The sequence below is a fragment of the Pseudomonas sp. M20 genome (genome assembly GCF_045037865.1).
In the GTDB taxonomy this organism is placed as follows: domain Bacteria; phylum Pseudomonadota; class Gammaproteobacteria; order Pseudomonadales; family Pseudomonadaceae; genus Aquipseudomonas.
In genome coordinates this window covers 3,039,909-3,056,281 of sequence record NZ_CP173611.1, presented here as the reverse complement: position 1 = coordinate 3,056,281, position 16,373 = coordinate 3,039,909, and the positions used below count along the sequence as shown (strand labels likewise).

At 57.3% G+C, this 16,373-nt stretch carries 19 protein-coding genes; 16 read left to right on the top strand and 3 right to left on the bottom strand.

The features are described from left to right. The first annotated feature begins 8 nt into the window (after positions 1-8). The 8 genes from ACI514_RS13500 (at position 9) to ACI514_RS13465 (ending at position 6,793) form a co-directional block, all read left to right on the top strand. A complete protein-coding gene (locus ACI514_RS13500; RefSeq protein ID WP_038368111.1) occupies positions 9-1,331 on the top strand; it encodes an MFS transporter in 1,323 nt (440 codons plus the stop codon). A 145-nt stretch (positions 1,332-1,476) separates the two neighbouring features. Further along, positions 1,477-2,469 carry an AraD1 family protein gene (araD1, locus tag ACI514_RS13495; RefSeq protein ID WP_405124043.1) on the top strand — a complete coding sequence of 331 codons (993 nt, stop codon included), beginning with the start codon at positions 1,477-1,479 and terminating at the stop codon, positions 2,467-2,469. 9 nt (positions 2,470-2,478) lie between these two features. Further along, a complete protein-coding gene (locus tag ACI514_RS13490; protein ID WP_405124042.1) occupies positions 2,479-4,059 on the top strand; it encodes an aldehyde dehydrogenase (NADP(+)) in 1,581 nt (526 codons plus the stop codon). Positions 4,060-4,215: 156 nt separating this feature from the next. Beyond that, the gene (locus tag ACI514_RS13485; protein ID WP_160057438.1) at positions 4,216-4,527 is read left to right on the top strand and encodes a DUF5629 family protein; all 312 of its coding nucleotides are present in this window, start codon (positions 4,216-4,218) and stop codon (positions 4,525-4,527) included. Further along, positions 4,514-5,689 carry a lactonase family protein gene (locus ACI514_RS13480; protein WP_405124041.1) on the top strand — a complete coding sequence of 392 codons (1,176 nt, stop codon included), beginning with the start codon at positions 4,514-4,516 and terminating at the stop codon, positions 5,687-5,689. Before ACI514_RS13485 ends, ACI514_RS13480 begins: the two co-directional genes overlap by 14 nt. 156 nt (positions 5,690-5,845) lie before the next feature. After that, entirely contained in the window at positions 5,846-6,025 is a 180-nt protein-coding gene (locus ACI514_RS13475; protein ID WP_026000548.1) for a hypothetical protein, read from the top strand. A 301-nt stretch (positions 6,026-6,326) separates the two neighbouring features. Continuing rightward, positions 6,327-6,539: a hypothetical protein gene (locus ACI514_RS13470; RefSeq protein ID WP_405124040.1), complete on the top strand. Its 213-nt coding sequence runs from the start codon at positions 6,327-6,329 to the stop codon at positions 6,537-6,539. Beyond that, the gene (locus tag ACI514_RS13465; protein WP_160057441.1) at positions 6,536-6,793 is read left to right on the top strand and encodes a hypothetical protein; all 258 of its coding nucleotides are present in this window, start codon (positions 6,536-6,538) and stop codon (positions 6,791-6,793) included. The genes ACI514_RS13470 and ACI514_RS13465 overlap by 4 nt, the downstream gene beginning before the upstream one ends. A 95-nt stretch (positions 6,794-6,888) precedes the next feature. Here the strand turns inward: ACI514_RS13465 and ACI514_RS13460 are convergent, their stop codons facing one another. Genes ACI514_RS13460 through ACI514_RS13450 form a run of 3 tightly spaced genes read right to left on the bottom strand, consistent with a single transcriptional unit; the run spans position 6,889 to position 12,352 of the window. Further along, entirely contained in the window at positions 6,889-7,473 is a 585-nt protein-coding gene (locus ACI514_RS13460) for a glutathione S-transferase (protein ID WP_405124039.1), read from the bottom strand. Next, positions 7,470-11,111 carry an SbcC/MukB-like Walker B domain-containing protein gene (locus ACI514_RS13455; protein WP_405124038.1) on the bottom strand — a complete coding sequence of 1,214 codons (3,642 nt, stop codon included), beginning with the start codon at positions 11,109-11,111 and terminating at the stop codon, positions 7,470-7,472. Before ACI514_RS13455 ends, ACI514_RS13460 begins: the two co-directional genes overlap by 4 nt. Next, a complete protein-coding gene (locus ACI514_RS13450; protein ID WP_405124037.1) occupies positions 11,108-12,352 on the bottom strand; it encodes an exonuclease SbcCD subunit D C-terminal domain-containing protein in 1,245 nt (414 codons plus the stop codon). The genes ACI514_RS13455 and ACI514_RS13450 overlap by 4 nt, the downstream gene beginning before the upstream one ends. 212 nt (positions 12,353-12,564) lie before the next feature. Between ACI514_RS13450 and ACI514_RS13445 the strand changes: the two genes are divergently transcribed. The 8 genes from ACI514_RS13445 (at position 12,565) to ACI514_RS13410 (ending at position 16,327) form a co-directional block, all read left to right on the top strand. Beyond that, positions 12,565-13,110 carry a hypothetical protein gene (locus tag ACI514_RS13445; RefSeq protein ID WP_178121144.1) on the top strand — a complete coding sequence of 182 codons (546 nt, stop codon included), beginning with the start codon at positions 12,565-12,567 and terminating at the stop codon, positions 13,108-13,110. 301 nt (positions 13,111-13,411) lie between these two features. Beyond that, positions 13,412-13,621: a hypothetical protein gene (locus tag ACI514_RS13440; RefSeq protein WP_405124036.1), complete on the top strand. Its 210-nt coding sequence runs from the start codon at positions 13,412-13,414 to the stop codon at positions 13,619-13,621. Further along, complete coding sequence (locus ACI514_RS13435) at positions 13,611-14,066, top strand: hypothetical protein (RefSeq protein ID WP_160057446.1); 456 nt, start codon at positions 13,611-13,613, stop codon at positions 14,064-14,066. Before ACI514_RS13440 ends, ACI514_RS13435 begins: the two co-directional genes overlap by 11 nt. Positions 14,067-14,132: 66 nt before the next feature. Then, a complete protein-coding gene (locus tag ACI514_RS13430) occupies positions 14,133-14,486 on the top strand; it encodes a hypothetical protein (protein WP_174244444.1) in 354 nt (117 codons plus the stop codon). 79 nt (positions 14,487-14,565) lie between these two features. Further along, positions 14,566-14,979 (top strand): hypothetical protein, encoded by a 414-nt coding sequence (locus ACI514_RS13425; protein WP_095122884.1) that lies wholly within the window; start codon positions 14,566-14,568, stop codon positions 14,977-14,979. Between the two features lie 56 nt (positions 14,980-15,035). Beyond that, the gene (locus ACI514_RS13420) at positions 15,036-15,446 is read left to right on the top strand and encodes a hypothetical protein (RefSeq protein WP_405124035.1); all 411 of its coding nucleotides are present in this window, start codon (positions 15,036-15,038) and stop codon (positions 15,444-15,446) included. Between the two features lie 158 nt (positions 15,447-15,604). Next, positions 15,605-15,946 (top strand): hypothetical protein, encoded by a 342-nt coding sequence (locus ACI514_RS13415; protein ID WP_095122880.1) that lies wholly within the window; start codon positions 15,605-15,607, stop codon positions 15,944-15,946. A 36-nt stretch (positions 15,947-15,982) separates the two neighbouring features. Then, complete coding sequence (locus ACI514_RS13410) at positions 15,983-16,327, top strand: immunity protein YezG family protein (protein WP_405124034.1); 345 nt, start codon at positions 15,983-15,985, stop codon at positions 16,325-16,327. Positions 16,328-16,373 lie beyond the last annotated feature (46 nt).

Below are 16,373 nucleotides of genomic sequence, written 5' to 3'. Positions count from 1 at the left end.
CCGATCTCATGAGCCAGGAACTGCGGCTGATACGGCGCATTACGCTGAAACTGATTCCTTTCCTGATCCTGCTGTACCTGATCGCCTATGTGGATCGCTCGGCCGTCGGCTTCGCCAAGCTGCACATGGGCGCCGACATCGGCATTGGCGATGCGGCTTACGGCCTCGGCGCCGGGCTGTTCTTCATTGGTTACTTCCTCCTCGAAATTCCCAGCAACCTGATGCTTGAACGCTTCGGCGCACGGCGTTGGTTCGCGCGAATCATGATTACCTGGGGCGCGATCACCATCGGCATGGCCTTCGTTCAGGGCCCGCACAGTTTCTACGTGATGCGCTTTCTGCTCGGCGCGGCCGAGGCGGGGTTCTTTCCGGGCGTTCTCTACTACATCACCCAATGGTTCCCGGTGCGCCATCGCGGCAAGATCCTCGGGCTGTTCATCCTTTCCCAGCCGATCGCGATGATGATCACCGGACCAGTATCCGGCGGTCTGCTCGGCATGGATGGCGTTCTGGGTCTGCACGGCTGGCAGTGGCTGTTTATCGTCATTGGCACCCCGGCGATCCTGCTGACCTGGCCGGTGTTGCGCTGGTTGCCGGACGGCCCGCAGCAAGTGAAGTGGATGGATCAGGCAGAGAAAGACTGGCTGACCGGTGAGCTGAAAAAGGACCTGCAGGAGTACGGCCAGACCCGCCACGGCAACCCGTTGCATGCGCTGAAAGACAAACGCGTTTTGCTCTTGGCGCTGTTCTATCTGCCGGTGACGTTGAGCATTTATGGCCTCGGTCTATGGTTGCCGACGCTGATCAAACAGTTTGGCGGCAGCGATCTGGTCACCGGTTTCGTCTCGTCGGTGCCGTACATCTTCGGGATTATCGGTTTGCTGATCGTGCCGCGCAGTTCCGATCGTTTAAATGATCGTTACGGACATCTGGCTGTTCTGTATGTGCTGGGTGCGATTGGCTTGTTCCTCAGTGCCTGGCTGTCGTTGCCGGTAGCGCAGTTGGCGGCGCTGTGTCTGGTGGCGTTTGCGCTGTTTTCCTGCACGGCGGTGTTCTGGACCTTGCCGGGACGGTTCTTTGCCGGCGCGAGTGCGGCGGCGGGGATTGCGTTGATCAATTCGGTGGGGAATCTGGGTGGGTACATCGGGCCGTTTGTGATTGGCGCGTTGAAGGAATACACCGGCAATTTGGCGTCCGGCCTGTATTTCCTGTCGGGCGTGATGGTGTTCGGTTTGATCCTGACGGGCGTGGTTTACCGCGTGCTGGAACGCAAACACGTCCTGCCGGTTGACCAATTTGCCGCCAGCGCCCGTGGCGCAACCCGCACCTGACAGACCCACACCGGTTCCCTGTAGGAGTGAGCCTGCTCGCGATAGCGGTCTATCAGTTGACAACTTTTTGGCTGACACACCGCTATCGCGAGCAGGCTCACTCCTACAAGGATCTGCGGTGTTTCGAATAACACAGGAGAAAAACATGCATCTGGTTCAATTCGAATTAAGCAACGGCGAGCGCCGCGTCGGCGTGGTCGACAACGCTCTGGTGCGCGAAGTGCAGGATGCGCGCAGCGTGCGCGATCTGGCGCTGGCCGCCATCGAGGCCGGCCACTCCCTTGAGCAGCAAGTGCAAAACCTCGGCCTCGGCATCAGCCACGACTACGCCGAACTACTGTCGCAACTGCGCATTCTGCCGCCACTCGACCATCCGGACCCGGCACATATGCTGGTCAGCGGTACCGGCCTGACCCACCTGGGCAGCGCCTCGGCGCGGGACAAAATGCACCAGCAGGCCGGCGACGAAGCGGCGATGACCGACACCATGCGCATTTTCAAATGGGGCGTGGAGGGCGGCAAACCGGCGGCGGGGCAGGCCGGTGTGCAACCGGAATGGTTCTACAAGGGCGATGGCAGCATCGTCGTGCGTCCGGGCCAACCTTTCCCGGTGCCGCCGTTCGCCGAGGATGCCGGTGAAGAACCGGAGATGGCCGGCCTCTATGTGATCGGTCACGACGGTAAGCCTTATCGTCTCGGTTTCGCGGTGGGCAACGAGTTCTCCGACCACGTCATGGAGCGCAAGAATTACCTGTACCTCGCGCACTCGAAATTGCGCAGTTGCAGTTATGGCCCGGAACTTCGCACCGGTGAATTGCCTCAACACCTTGCCGGCACCAGTCGAATTCTGCGTGACGGCGAAGTGCTCTGGCAGAACGAGTTTCTCAGCGGCGAGGCGAACATGTGCCACAGCCTCGCCAACCTCGAATACCACCACTTCAAATACCGTCAGTTCTTGCGTCCGGGCGACGTGCACATTCACTTCTTCGGCACCGCGACGCTGTCGTTCGCCGATGGCATCCGCACGCAACCGGGCGACCTGTTCGAAATCAGCCAGGCCGAATTCGGCGCACCGCTGGTCAATGGCATCGTTCCTGTTCCAGCCGCTTTTGCGCCGGACAGCATCGGCACCCTTTAAGGAGATCCCATGACTCAGATTCTCGGTCACAACTACTTCGGCGGTCAGCGCAGCGCCGCTGGCACCGTCAAACTGCAATCGGTCGACGCCACGACGGGCGAACAGCTACCGCACGACTTTATCCAGGCCACGGCTGAAGAAGTCGACGCCGCCGCTAAAGCCGCCGCTGCCGCGTATCCTGCTTATCGCAGCCTCAGCGCCGAACGCCGCGCGCAATTTCTTGATGCGATCGCCGATGAACTGGATGCGCTCGGTGATGATTTCGTCGCTGTGGTCTGCCGCGAAACCGCGTTGCCGGCCGGACGCATTCAAGGCGAGCGCGGACGCACCAGCGGGCAGATGCGTCTGTTTGCCAAAGTCCTGCGCCGAGGTGATTTCTACGGTGCGCGGATTGATCTGCCACTGCCGGATCGTCAGCCGCTGCCGCGTCCGGATCTGCGTCAGTACCGCATCGGCCTCGGCCCTGTCGCGGTGTTCGGCGCAAGCAACTTTCCACTGGCATTTTCCACCGCTGGCGGCGACACCGCGTCGGCGCTGGCCGCCGGTTGCCCGGTGGTGTTCAAGGCCCATAGCGGTCACATGGCCACGGCTGAACTGGTCGCCGATGCACTGATCCGTGCCGCCGAAAAAACCTCGATGCCGGCCGGCGTATTCAACATGATCTACGGCGGTGGCGTCGGCGAATGGCTGGTCAAGCATCCGGCGATCCAGGCGGTCGGTTTCACCGGTTCGCTCAAGGGCGGACGCGCACTGTGCGACATGGCCGCGGCACGCCCGCAACCGATCCCAGTGTTTGCCGAAATGTCGAGCATCAACCCGGTGATCGTCCTGCCGCAGGCCCTTGCCGAGCGTTCGGAAACGGTTGCCCGCGACCTGACCGCTTCGGTGGTGCAGGGCTGCGGTCAGTTCTGTACCAATCCGGGACTGGTCATTGGCATCCGCTCGCCAGAGTTCAGCGCGTTCGTACAGCAAGTCGCCGGTCTGATCGGTGATCAGCCAGCGCAAACCATGCTCAACGCCGGCACCCTCGGCAGCTACGGCAAAGGTTTGCAGAAGCTGTTGGCACATCCGGGCATTGAACATCTGGCCGGCAATCCGCAGCAGGGCAATCAAGCGCAGCCGCAGTTGTTCAAGGCCGATGCCAGCCTGTTGATCGATGGCGATGAAGTGCTGCAGGAAGAAGTGTTCGGCCCGACCACGGTGATTGTCGAAGTGGCGGATCAGGCGCAACTCAGTGCGGCATTGCATGGCCTGCACGGGCAGCTCACTGCGACTATTATTGGTGAGCTGGCGGACTTCGAGCGCTTCGCAGAACTGACACCGCTGCTGGAACAGAAGGTCGGGCGGATCCTGCTCAACGGTTATCCGACCGGTGTCGAAGTGTGCGATTCGATGGTCCACGGCGGACCGTATCCGGCGACGTCCGATGCGCGCGGCACCTCCGTCGGTACCCTGGCTATCGATCGCTTCCTGCGCCCGGTATGCTTCCAGAACTACCCGGACAGCTTGCTGCCGGAGCCGCTGAAAAACGCCAATCCGCTGCGCATCCAGCGCCTGGTCGACGGCAAGCCTAGCCGCGAAGCCCTCTGACACGGTACCCCTGTAGGAGCTGCCGAAGGCTGCGATCTTTTGTTCTTGATCTTAAAAACAAAATCAAAAGATCGCAGCCTTCGGCAGCTCCTACAGGGGGGAGTGGAGCGCCATGAGCTATCATTGGCCCTTTCCCCCCTAGAAAGACTGTTTGCCATGACTGCCCAAACCCTTCTCGACGTCCTCGAACACTCCGATATGGTCGAAATCGACGGCCTGCACGCCTTCGAATTTTTCCTTGATGAAGACGACAACCTGCACATCGAATGCATCGACGGCCGAGCGGTCAAGTATTGGGAATTCACCCCGGCTCAGGTTGCAGCGGCAACGTTTGATGACTCCCTGCAAAGCTGGCTGATCGTCGGTTATTTCAATGAAACCAAAGCGATCGGCGAACACCGCCTGGTTTGTCATGGCGATGTAGTCAGCAGCAGCGATGACGAGGAAGAATCTGATGAAAATGCGTAAATTCTGGCCGCTGCTGATGGCCGGCAGCGTCGGCGCCATGGGCCTGTCCACGGCCTCTGCAGAAAGCTTCCAGTTGCTGGTCGGTTCCTATACCGCCAACACCAGCCAAGGCCTCTATCGAATGAACTTCGACAGTGCCACCGGCCAGATCGCTGCCAAACCGCTGCAAGTGGTCAAAAGCGAAAATCCGTCATGGCTGACGCTGTCCAAAGACCAGCGCAGGCTTTACGTGGTCAACGAAAACGGTCCTGGCCAGAAAGACCCGGTCGGTCGCGTCAGCAGCTATTCGATCGATCCGAAAACCCACGCCCTGACCCTGATCAATCAAGTGCAGAGCCTGGGCAACGAACCCACCCATTCAAGCCTCAGCGGTGATGCCAGCCACTTGTTCGTCAGCAACTATTCGGTGATGGAAGATCCGGGTGGAACGCTGGCGGTATTGCCGGTCGGTGCCGACGGCAAGCTCAAACCCGTCGTGCAGATGAGCGCGCACCTGGCGAGTCGGATCAATCCTGAGCGCCAGGCCTCCAACCACGTACACTCGACGGTTTCTTCGCCTGACGGCCGCTACGTGTTCTCCAATGATCTGGGCGCGGACAAGGTCTTCGTCTACCTGTTCGATCCGAAGGCCAACCCGGACTTGCCGCTGACCCCGGCGATGACCGCCGCAGTGAGCTTGCCGGCCGGTAGCGGCCCGCGTCATCTGCTGTTCAGCGCTGACGGCAAACACGCCTGGCTGACCATGGAAATGAGCGCGCAGGTCGCGGTGTTCGACTACCACGACGGCGTGCTGACGCAGACGCAACTGGTCGACCTGGCCGCCGGCCAGCCGACCTCGGACAAGGCCGGTGCGGCGCTGCATGCCTCGGCCGATGGCAAGTTCCTCTACGTCAGCAACCGCGGTACCGCCAACCAACTGGTGGTGTTCGCGATCGATCCGGCTACCGGTCAGCTCAAAGAGTTGCAAAAGCGTTCGGTGGACGGCGATCACCCGCGCGAGTTCAGCCTCGACCCGAGTGGCAAATTCCTGCTGATCGCCAACCAGAAAAGCAACGAAATCGTCGTCGTCGAGCGCGATGGCAAGACCGGTCTGCTCGGAAAAACCGTGCAGAAACTGTCGATGGACGCCCCCAGCGACCTCAAGTTCATAGTGCGACAATAAGCCACAGGCCCCGGTTTTCGGGGCCTGTCTCTTTGTATTAATCGCGCTGATATCCGGTAATGCTACAAAGCATTTCAAGCGATCAACCCTCGAGCGTTAAGTTTGCTTCACAGCCCAATCGGGCAAACAAGCCAACCGCACACGAGGGTTACCGCCATGAACTTCAATCTCTTCTCCGTAATTGCCGCTTCCGCCATCTCTGCCACCGTGGTACTGCCAGCCGGTGCCAACGTTGAAATCGCCAGCAAAAAATCCCACACCCAGAGCTACACCCAGAAATACCTGCAACAAAGCGCCAACTTCTACGCCGCCCTGGATCACAAAGCCCAACACTGAAAGTCTGCAGACAAAACTCCCTTGTAGGAGCTGCCGAAGGCTGCGATCTTTTGATCTTGTTTGATCGTTCCCACGCAGAGCGTGGGAACGATCGGCAAAAGCAAAATCAAAAGATCGCAGCCTTCGGCAGCTCCTACACGTGTGAGTGTGTTTTTCGCAAACCGATAGGTTTCTTCAAACACGCAAATAGACTGGCTAAATAATCAACGAAGCTGATGTTTACTATGGAAAACCCTGAGTGGTTGCCACGGCTTTTTTGATCGATTCTGTGGACATCGAAACATGCCCACGGGAGAACACCATGGCCAGCGCAATCATTCATTCAGCCAAACGCGGCGCCTATCTGGCCATCGGTCTTTACCTGGCCGTAGTGTTGGTCGTCAGCATCGCCTCGCAGATGGAACACAGCTTCGAAGCGCCGATTCAAGTCGCCCACCCCGGCGTCCAGTTCGAAGTCAGCTCGCAAAGCGTGATGGTCGACCGGGCCGAACTCGCGGGAGTCGGCGGAGCATGAAAGGCTACAGACTTTGGGTAGTCGCCGGTTTGGCGTTTTTCACCAACGGCGCTTCATTATTGGGTATCGGTCAAGGCTCGGTGGGGGCATTGGCCCGGGCCATAGAGGCTAATCACACGATCGCGCACAACATCGAACGGGCGAATACCTTAGGGCTGATGGCAGGCAATCCGCCGGTAAAGGTTTCGGCGGATTTTCTCGGGCCTTTCGAAGTCGATTGCATGGCACTCGGCATGTGCCATGCGCTGGCTTGACCTCTGTAGGAGCTGCCGAAGGCTGCGATCTTTTGATCTTGTTTTTAAAAGATCAGAATCAAAAGATCGCAGCCTCCGGCAGCTCCTACAGTGAGTTACTTCTTCATGATCGAAGTGAAGAGCTCGGATTCGAGGAAGCGCTGCAACCAGGCCTGTAAGCGAACATAAGGCGTCTGTGCAAACCACTCGCGATCCACATGGGCAAACTGCCGAACGAAGGGCAGCAGGGCGATATCTGCCAGGCTCGGATGGTCGGCCAGAAGATAATCGCGATCGTTGAGCAGCGCTTCCAACCGCTGCAAATACACCGCGCCTTCAGCCCGATAAACCTCCATTGGCTGCTCGGGATAACGCTCGGCATACTTGTAGCGATTCAACTGCACCTTGAACCCCTGATCATTCGCCTCGATCAATTCAGCAATCCGCGAGTCGCCATCAAGCAACCAACCCTGCGGATCATTCTGCGCCAACGCCCAGCGCATGATCTCCAGGCTCTCATCAATCACCCGCCCACCCGCATCCAGCACCGGCACCGTACCCTTGGGCGAGATCGCCAGCATCTCGGCCGGTTTGGCCTTGAGGCTGACTTCAACGATCTCCACGGGCACACCCGAATAGCGCAGCGCCATTCGCGCGCGCATCGCGTACGGGCAGCGGCGGAAGGAGTACAGCGTGTTCATTTCACCTCCAGTGTGCTCAAACCATTGCCCTGACGCTGCACCTGAATCTGCACCGGAATCCGCTCGTGCATTTCCTGCACATGGGAAATCACTGCCACTTTGCGGCCCTGCGCTTGCAAGCCATCGAGCGCATCCATGGCCAGTTGCAGCGACTCCGGATCAAGGCTGCCAAAGCCTTCATCGATAAACAGCGATTCGATTTTCAGCGTGCTCGACGCCATCGATGCCAGGCCCAGCGCCAAGGCCAGCGACACCAGGAACGTCTCGCCGCCGGACAACGAATGCACCGAGCGCAGTTCGTCACCCATTTCCGTGTCCATCACCAGCAAACCGAGCATGCTGCCGCCACGTTTCAGGCGGTAGCGTTTGACCAGTTGGCGCAGTTGCACGTTGGCGTGATGCACCAGCAAGTCGAGGTTGTAAGCCTGGGCGATCTTGCGGAAGGTGTCGCCGGTGGCCGAGCCGATCAAGGCACTGAGTCGCGCCCAGCGTTGATACTCGGCATATGCCGAGGCAATCTGCTGCGCCAGTGCCTGATTGGCGTTCTGCCGGCGCTGGTCTTCGACCTGTTCGGCGCGCAATTCGGCGCACTGCTGTTCGCTGACGGTGAACTGGTTTTGCAGGTCCGCGAGGGCGCTGGCCAGTTGTTCGGCATCCAGATTGCCGTTGTGCTGCGCCTGATGATCGAGCAGACGCTGGTCACGCTCCTGCAACAGCACCTTGGCCTGTTCGATGGCTTTTTCGATGTGCTGCAAGCGCTGGCGCAGTTCGGCGACTTGCCCGTCGTCGACCCGCAACAGGTCTTCGAGGCCGCCGTCATCCAGTTCAGGATGGCGAGCGCGCCAGTCGGCAATCTTGCTGGCCAGATCCTGGTCTTCGCTTTGCAGCGCCTGCAAACGTTCCTGCTGCGCCTTGAGTTCGGCGGCGATCTGCACGAGTTGCGTGCGCACGTTCTGCAGTTCCTGCGCGGTACCGGTTTCGGCATTGCGCGCCTGCTCAACCGCTTGCTCAAGCTGCTGCTGCCAGTGTTCGGCGCTGCTGTGCTCGCCGAGCAACTGTGCAAGTTTTTGCTGGCAGGCTTGCTGTTGCTCAGTGAGCGCAGCGAATTGCTGTTCGGCGCTGAGCAACTGCTGTGCGCGGGTCTGCTGGCGATCCTGCTCCTTCTCCAGCGTCTGCTGACGTTGTTGCTGTTCGGTCTGCTCCTCCTTCTGCTGATCGACCTGCGCCAGGCGCTCGGCAATCTGCCGGTCGAGCTGCATGAAGGTCGCCGCCGGTTCCTGGCGCAAGGCCTCAAGGGTGTCGGCCGGCAGTAGACTGCCGAACGCAGTGAGTTCTTCGTCGAGGCGCTGACGGTCGCTGCTCAGCTCGCGCTGCTGATTGCTCAGGTGCTGCGCCGCTTGTTGATGCGTAGTTTCGGCCTGACGCAATTGCTGGGTCAGACGCGCGGCATCCTGTTGCAGGGTGAGCAGGGCGCTCTGGCGTTGTTCGTCCTGAGTGATGCTCTGGTTCAGTTGCTCGTTTTGCCGGGCGAGCCAGCCATCGCGCTTGTCGGCGTCCTGATTGAACAACTGCGCGGACAGCGGATGCGCGTCGAGGCTTGGCGCCAACGCTTGTTGCTGAGTGGCCAGTTGTTCCTGCTGTTGCAGTAATTCTTTTTGCTGAGCTATCACGCCACCGACTTCGGCGCGCAGTTCGATGAGTTTTTCCTTGAGCTGATCGACTACTTGCTGAGCGTTGGCCTGTTCGCTTTCGTCGTGGCGGCCGAGGCTTTGCAACAGCGCTTCGGGCTGATGATACGGATGCTCGTTGCTGCCGCAGACCGGACACGGCTGATCATCCTGCAACTGCGCGCGCAACTCTTCGACGCTGGCACTGCGCGCCAGCCGCTGACGTTCAAGCAGCTCGCGAGTGACGTTGAGGGTTTGCTCGGCAACGGTCAGCTCGGCCTTGGTTTTTATGCCGTCCTGAGTCAGCCGCTCGCGTTCCAGCTGGGCGCTGAGCTGGCGTTGTTGCAGTTCGCTGCTGCGCTTGTCGAGATCTTGCTGCGTGGCCCACAGACGCGACAGGTCTTCGAAGGCGCGCAGTTGTTTGCGGTTGTCCTGCAACAGCGTGCCGAGGAGGCCGATCTGTTCGGCGACGGCATCAGGTTCGGCGCCGGCCTCCTTGAATAGCACTTCCAGTTGCTGCTTTTGCGTGGTCAGCTCTGCGGCGCTGCGAGTGGCGTTTTCTTCGAGGCTCGCCAGTTCCGCCTGACCCTTGTTCAAGCGATTGCCGATCAACATCAACTGTTGCAGGCGATCGCGGTAGGCATTCCACGCATCACTCAGCGGTGCCAGATGGGTACTTTGCTCCAGCTCAGCGGCGATGCGTTGTAGGCGTTCGGCGACTTGGGTCTGTTTATCCAGCAAGGCTTGAATGGCATTCTGGCCCTCGGTGCAAGCCTGCTGCGCATTGAGCTTGGCTTCGGTACTTTGCGCGACATCCTTGGCCAGACGGGCGAGGGTGCTTTGCTCATCAAAGGCCTGACGCAACAGCGGCGCGTTTTCACTTTGCCGTTGCTGCGCTTCGCTCAGGGCAACTTTCGCCGCTTCCAGAGTTTGCTCCAGTTGCGTCTGGCGCTCAGTCAGTTCGGCATGTTGCCGGGTGTGCGCGGCAATTTGCGCGGCCAGTGGCGTCAGCAGGGCATCGAGTTCGCTTTTGCGGGCGAACTGATGCCGCTGCGGGCCGAGCTGCTCCAGCCGCGTCAGTTTCACCCGTTCGCCGGCCAGACTGTCCGATTGCTGCTGTGCGCTGTGCAATTGCTCGGTGGCAGCTTGCTGCGCGTCCTGCAACACACGCAAATCCTTGAGCCAGCTGTGTTGTTGCTCAAGTTGTTTGAGCTGCGCCTGCTGCAACTTCATTTGCTGTTGTGCAGCATTGAAACGCTCATCCAGCTCGGCCCGGGCTTCAGGTGCCAACGGGGTCACGCCGGTGGCCTGATCCTGCAACAGCTTGTGCGCTTCGCGGGCCTCTTTGGTCTTGTCGAAGGCGCGGCGGCCGAGGCGGGTGTACAGCGCGGTGTCGGTGAGCTTTTCCAGCAGCTCGCTGCGGTCGTTGTCGTCAGCCTTGAGGAATGCGCTGAACTCGCTCTGGGCCAGCAGCACGGCGCGGGTGAACTGTTCGAAGTTCAGGCCGAGCGCAGCTTCCAGTTGAGTTTTGTATTCGCCTTTTTGGCTGGCGAGCAGTTGATCCTGATCGATGTCGCGCAGGCTCTGACGGCTGGCCTGCAGCTTGCCGCCGGCCTTCTCGCGGGCACGGTTGGCTTCCCAGCGCGCACGGTAGCGACGGCCATCGACACCGACGAAATCCACTTCGGCATAACCTTCGCCGGTACCGCGACGCAGCAGAGTGCGCGGGTCGCCGGTGGCGATTTCACCGTCGGCATCCGGGACTTTGGCGTCACGTCCGGTGTTGTTCAGACGCGGCACAGCGCCAAACAACGCCAGGCACAACGCGTCGAGCAGGGTGCTTTTACCGGCGCCGGTCGGGCCGGTGATCGCGAACAAACCGGCGCTGGCCAATGGTTCAGCGGTGAAATCGATTTCGAACGGGCCGGCCAGCGAGGCCAGGTTCTTCAAGCGAATGGCGAGAATCTTCATGGCTGCTCGCCCTCCAGTTGTACGTCCTGCAGCAATTCGGCAAAGTCCTTCAGCGTCTGCTCATCGACCTCGTTGCCGTAGTTGTCGAGCCAGGCGCGGCTGAACAGTTCTTGCGGAGTAAGTTGGTCGAGTTCGATCAGTGCGGCGCCGTCTTCGGTACCGTCAGCTCCACGATTGCCGGCGTATTCGGCGGCGATGCGCACCAGGCGCACGGCTTTGCCTTGCAGGGCGCTTTCGACTTGATGGCGCAAATCCGGCTGCGGCTCGTCGAGGGTTACCCGTACTTCCAGCCACGGTTGACGCTGGGTTTCGGCGAGCAGGTCGATGTTCGGCAGATCGGCCAGTTGCAGCAGAATCTCGGCCAACGGTCCCGGGCCGATGCGTTGCAGATTGACCGAGCGCGGGATCAGTTTCGGCTCGACGCTGACCAGGGTTTCACCGTCGAGAATGACGTCGAGGATCTGGTGCTGATAGCCAATCTCCGAAAACGACAACGGAATCGGCGAGCCGCTATAACGAATGCGTTCTTCACCGTTGACCTTCTGCGGCTTGTGCAAATGGCCGAGGGCGACATAGCTGATGCTCGGCCCGAACAGGCTGGCGGGCAGGGCTTCGGCGTTGCCGATGATCAGGCTGCGCTCGGAGTCTTCCGACACCGAACCGCCGGCCATGTGCGCGTGGCTGATGGCGATCAGCGCCTGACCGGGTTTGCGCTTGGCGTTGGCCGCTTCGATCAGCCATTCATGCACCTGACCGATGCCGCGCAGATAGTTGTCGCCCAGATGCGCGCCAGTCACCTCCGCCGGACGCAGGAACGGCAGCGCCAGACACCACGCAGCAATTTCGCCTTGGGCATTGGGCAACGGCAGCAGCAGACGCTCGGCATCGAGTTGACCGTCATCCAGCCACAGCACCCGACCCAGCGCATGGGTGCGCAAACGGCGCATCAGCGGCGCGGGCAGTTCGATCCGCGAGCCGGAATCGTGGTTGCCGGCAATCATCACGATGGTCAGCAACGGCTGCTGTTCGTGGGCGCTGACGATGAAATCGTAGAGGCGTTCCTGGGCTTTGACCGGCGGATTGACCGTGTCGAAGATGTCCCCGGCAATCAGCAGCACATCCGGCTGCGCCAGTTGCAGTTGGCGCAGCAGCCATTCGAGGAAGCACGCATGCTCGAAATCGCGCTCCTGGCCGTGCAGGTTTTGCCCAAGGTGCCAGTCGGAGGTGTGGAACAGACGCAAGGTGGACTCCGCAACAATTAAAGAGGTGATGGCCGCGAAGAAATGAAGGGCGGCGAAAGAGGGGAGAGTTTACAGATTATTGCGGTGGGAGGGCTTGTCCGGACGGCACGCGGCCGGGCATTTCGATGAATCCCTTGATTGACGCCCAAACAGCAGCTATCTAGTATCTGGCCATCATATTGATATCACCTCGGATGCATGGAGCAAACGCAGTGCAACTGATCAACTCTATACCCCCGGTCATCGACACTGAACAATATGACGCCTGGAAGAAACAGTGGGCGAATCAGGAAGGCCTGGATATCCATTCTTACATCCATGATCAATGCCACCCGGAACAGATGCTGGTGTTTTCGACATTGTTCTTCCCGACGTTCGTCATGTCTCAAGGGGGCGTTTTTCTAGAGCGAAATTTTTCAGTAGAAACGTTCGCGCGCTGCTTGAGTCTGGCCTCTCACGACATGGCAGAGGCTGAGCGACTGTTGAATTATGTGAAGCTCTACGATGTTTTTGGTCAATACGGGGATGGCGTATCAGCCAGCATATTTCTGCAGTTGTGCGAGGTCATTGGTTTTGCCTGGCGCATGGTGCTGAAGGAAAAATTCCCGGACAAATCATTTAGTGTCGAGGTCTCGAACTCCGACGAAAATTACGGTCCGGTGATTACGTTTTATCAGGTGAAGCAATTATTGATAGTGGGTCGGCAGGCTTTCCGCCCGGAGAATCCGGACAGTGAAGATACTTTGCCCGAGGTGTGAGCAGGACCACATTGTCGGTGCCAGTATCAGGGCTACCGGGACTGAGTTATTTATATGCCCAGAGTGTGACGCCATCTGGTTTTCAATTGAGAAAATCGGCGTTGGACCTTTTATGGATTATGGTACTTACATGCAAAGCATGGGGCTTTCAATGCTGTGGGACGAGTTGGACGTCATTTCCGAAGAGCCATAGGTGGTGAATGGGATAGACCACGTTTAAATAAACGTTGTCATTCCCCGGTTCTCCAGCCTTTCCGGGGGGGGTGGAATTGCTGTTGATGAGAAATGGAAGGAAGAGTCGTTGGGCGCAAAAGACGCATTGTTTTCCGGTGAGAAGAATACTGGTTTGCTTGAGGTTTTGAGGTCTTGCTTTCCTGCTATCAACCTTGCGTTCGTGCTGGATTGGGTTCCTGAACAAGGGGAAGATATCTATTGGGTGCTGGTTGATAACTCAAGAGTAGCCATGATTGAAAGATTTGAACTGGGTGAAGGATTAGCTAATGAGTTTTGAAATCCTGCTGGAAAAAGAGCCTTTCGAGCACTTTGGAACCCAGGCCTTACGTGGATTGATACGACTGGGTGACGAAGAGGAAAACTTCTTTGCTCCGATCTCCTTCTGGGGCAGGCAGGAATACGTGAGTAGCTGGTACTCATCGCTTTGTCTCGGTCTCGAAAGGAGACAGCATTCTGTATTAGTCACTTCAATGCTTGATCCAGACTCCGCAAATTTTCTGATGGTCTGGGTTTTATACTTTGTTGGAGAGTCTGTTCACATTCAGAATAATGTGGTTTTTCTAGACTACGTTGTTTCCGGGTTCAATCTGGATGATGTTAATTCTTACGTCGGTGCACGAGAGGTCGTTAACGAAGATGGCGACAGGATTTCCGAGTGGGTCGTGCCTCTGTCGGAGGTGCTCAGTTTCAAAGAAAAGTTGAAGATGGAAGTCGATGCTTGAGCGCCGAAGAGCTACTAAACAGTCGCTTCGCGAAACGTAACAGTCAGAGTCGTACTGGAGATAAGGTTGAAGATTGAGATGAATGATTTCGAGGCGGTGAAAGACCTGATCATCCAGTTGGTGAAAGAAAAAACCGGTGATTTTGATGCCGACAGTTGGGAGGCTGATTACAAGCTGAATTGGGAGTCCGAGTTGGCGGAAAGGCTTGAGAGCGCTCTTTTCAGTATGTCTAAAATGGCCTCCGCGAGGGAGAGTGGCGATGGTGTCATGTTGACGGCGGCGCTGGTGCATTCCCGGATGAATTTCATGGACCTCGCAAATTTTTTCAGGGACATCTTTGACGATCTCGATGCACTGCTGGTAAAACCAGTCTGGCCGGATATTCCTGAAGGGTTTGATTACGGAAAAAGCGCAAATTAACGGGTCGTGCGGTTTTACCCTGATGGAATCCTGGCACAACGTTTTTCCCGTCTATGAATCCTAAATATCGGGCACATTCATGGAGCTGAAGTTTTTTTATCACTCGGCCGGTCCTCACCCTGTTTTGGGCGAGGTCTTTTATGAAATGGCGCAAGTGAGCTCGGGGCAGGAGGGGGCTCAACGCTATGAGCTTTATGTCTGCAGCGTGCTGGGCGCCGTTGCGCAAACCCCGGCCAGTTGTGATCGAATGCTTGGGTATCTGGCGGCTGTACTGGATGGCACAGAGCGATCAATTTGTGCGGGTGGAAACGACGTTGTTTTGAATATTGATACAGCGGGTGTGCAGGTTGACATTTCGATCAATGACGACTGGATCGGTCAGCCAGAAAGCAAATTCACCTTGCAGGAATGGCAAAAAATTCTTGAGGGCTGGAAACACCTTTTGGAGTTGCCCCAGGGGTCAGATGAGGTTGTGTTAGTCCAACTGCCATAGAAAATTTTGACCCTCAGCACACGCGCTGAGGAGTAGTCGTAAATTCCAAGGCATTTATGGAACTGAAATTTTATCAAACCGCCGGCGGTATCTACCCCGAAGGACAGTTGTTTCACGCGATCGTTGAAGTGAATTCTGATCAGGAAGACGCGCAACGCTACCAGCTTTATGTATGCAGTGTTCTTGATGCCATCGCACAAGTTCCGGAGGATTGTGATCGTCTGCTGGCAGCTATTTCAACAGTAGAGCGGGGCGCGCAAACCTCAGTCACTGAAGGGGGAAACGATGTTCTGCTGAATATGAGCTCCGAGGGAGTACAGGTGGATATTCTGATCAACGATGACTGGACTGGTCAGCCGCAAAGCTGGTTTACGTTGGAGGAGTGGCGCAAGATCCTGAAACAATGGAAGCATACTTTAGAGCTGCCAAAAGCTTCCGATGAGGTTGTGATACTGAAATTGCCATAGTTGAAAAATGAATCAGGGGAGAGCGGCACAGAGAGTTCTTACCGTTGAATCGAGTGACAATTTCTTGAGACATACGAGTAAATGATGGGGACAGACCACTTTTAGAAAGTACTCCGAAAACGTAGTCTGTCCCCGTTTTACTATGAGAGAAAATTGAGATGAATGATTTTGAGTCGGTGAAACAGCTGATCATCGAGCTGATGAAAGAAAAGGCGGGTAGCTTTGATGGCAATAGTTTGGAGGCCGATTACAAGCTGGACTGGGAGGTTGAACTTTCCGAAAGGTTGGGAAACGCTCTCTACAATATGTCCAGAGCGGCATCCGCCAAGGAAAATGCAGACGATGTCATGTTGAAAGTTGCGCTGATGAATTCACGTGTGGACTTCATGGATCTGGCTAATTTTTTCCGCGATATTTATGACGATCTCGATGCGCTGGTAAAAAAACCTATTTGGCCGGAAATCCCCAAAGGTTTTGTTTACGAAAAAGTTTCGGATTAAGAGGCCGCTGGCTGGGGTGTAAACGGGGGGGGTAGGATGAGTGAAGACGAAATTTATCGCCAGATCGGCCAAATTCTGATTAACACTGCTCCTGATACAGCGAGTGCGGTTATCGTTGAGGCTGAACTTTCACCCGAGGATGATCATTGTAAGTTGTTGTTTGACTATATTGATGAGAATGGAGAGAAAGATTGGTTCAGCCCAGGCAGCCCAGAGGTCGATGTTGGTATTCATGAAAACCTGATAGCGCTGAGGAATCTCTATAAAGCGCAAAACATGACATCCGGGCTACCGGTTTGGAACAGCTGTGTTATCACGTTGGATACCGTGCTGGGGAAGTTGAAAATTGATTTCAACTACATTGCGCCAGAAGAAGGTTGAGTGTTTTTTTCCTGTAAAGCCCTGGGAGATTTACTCAACGTAAATC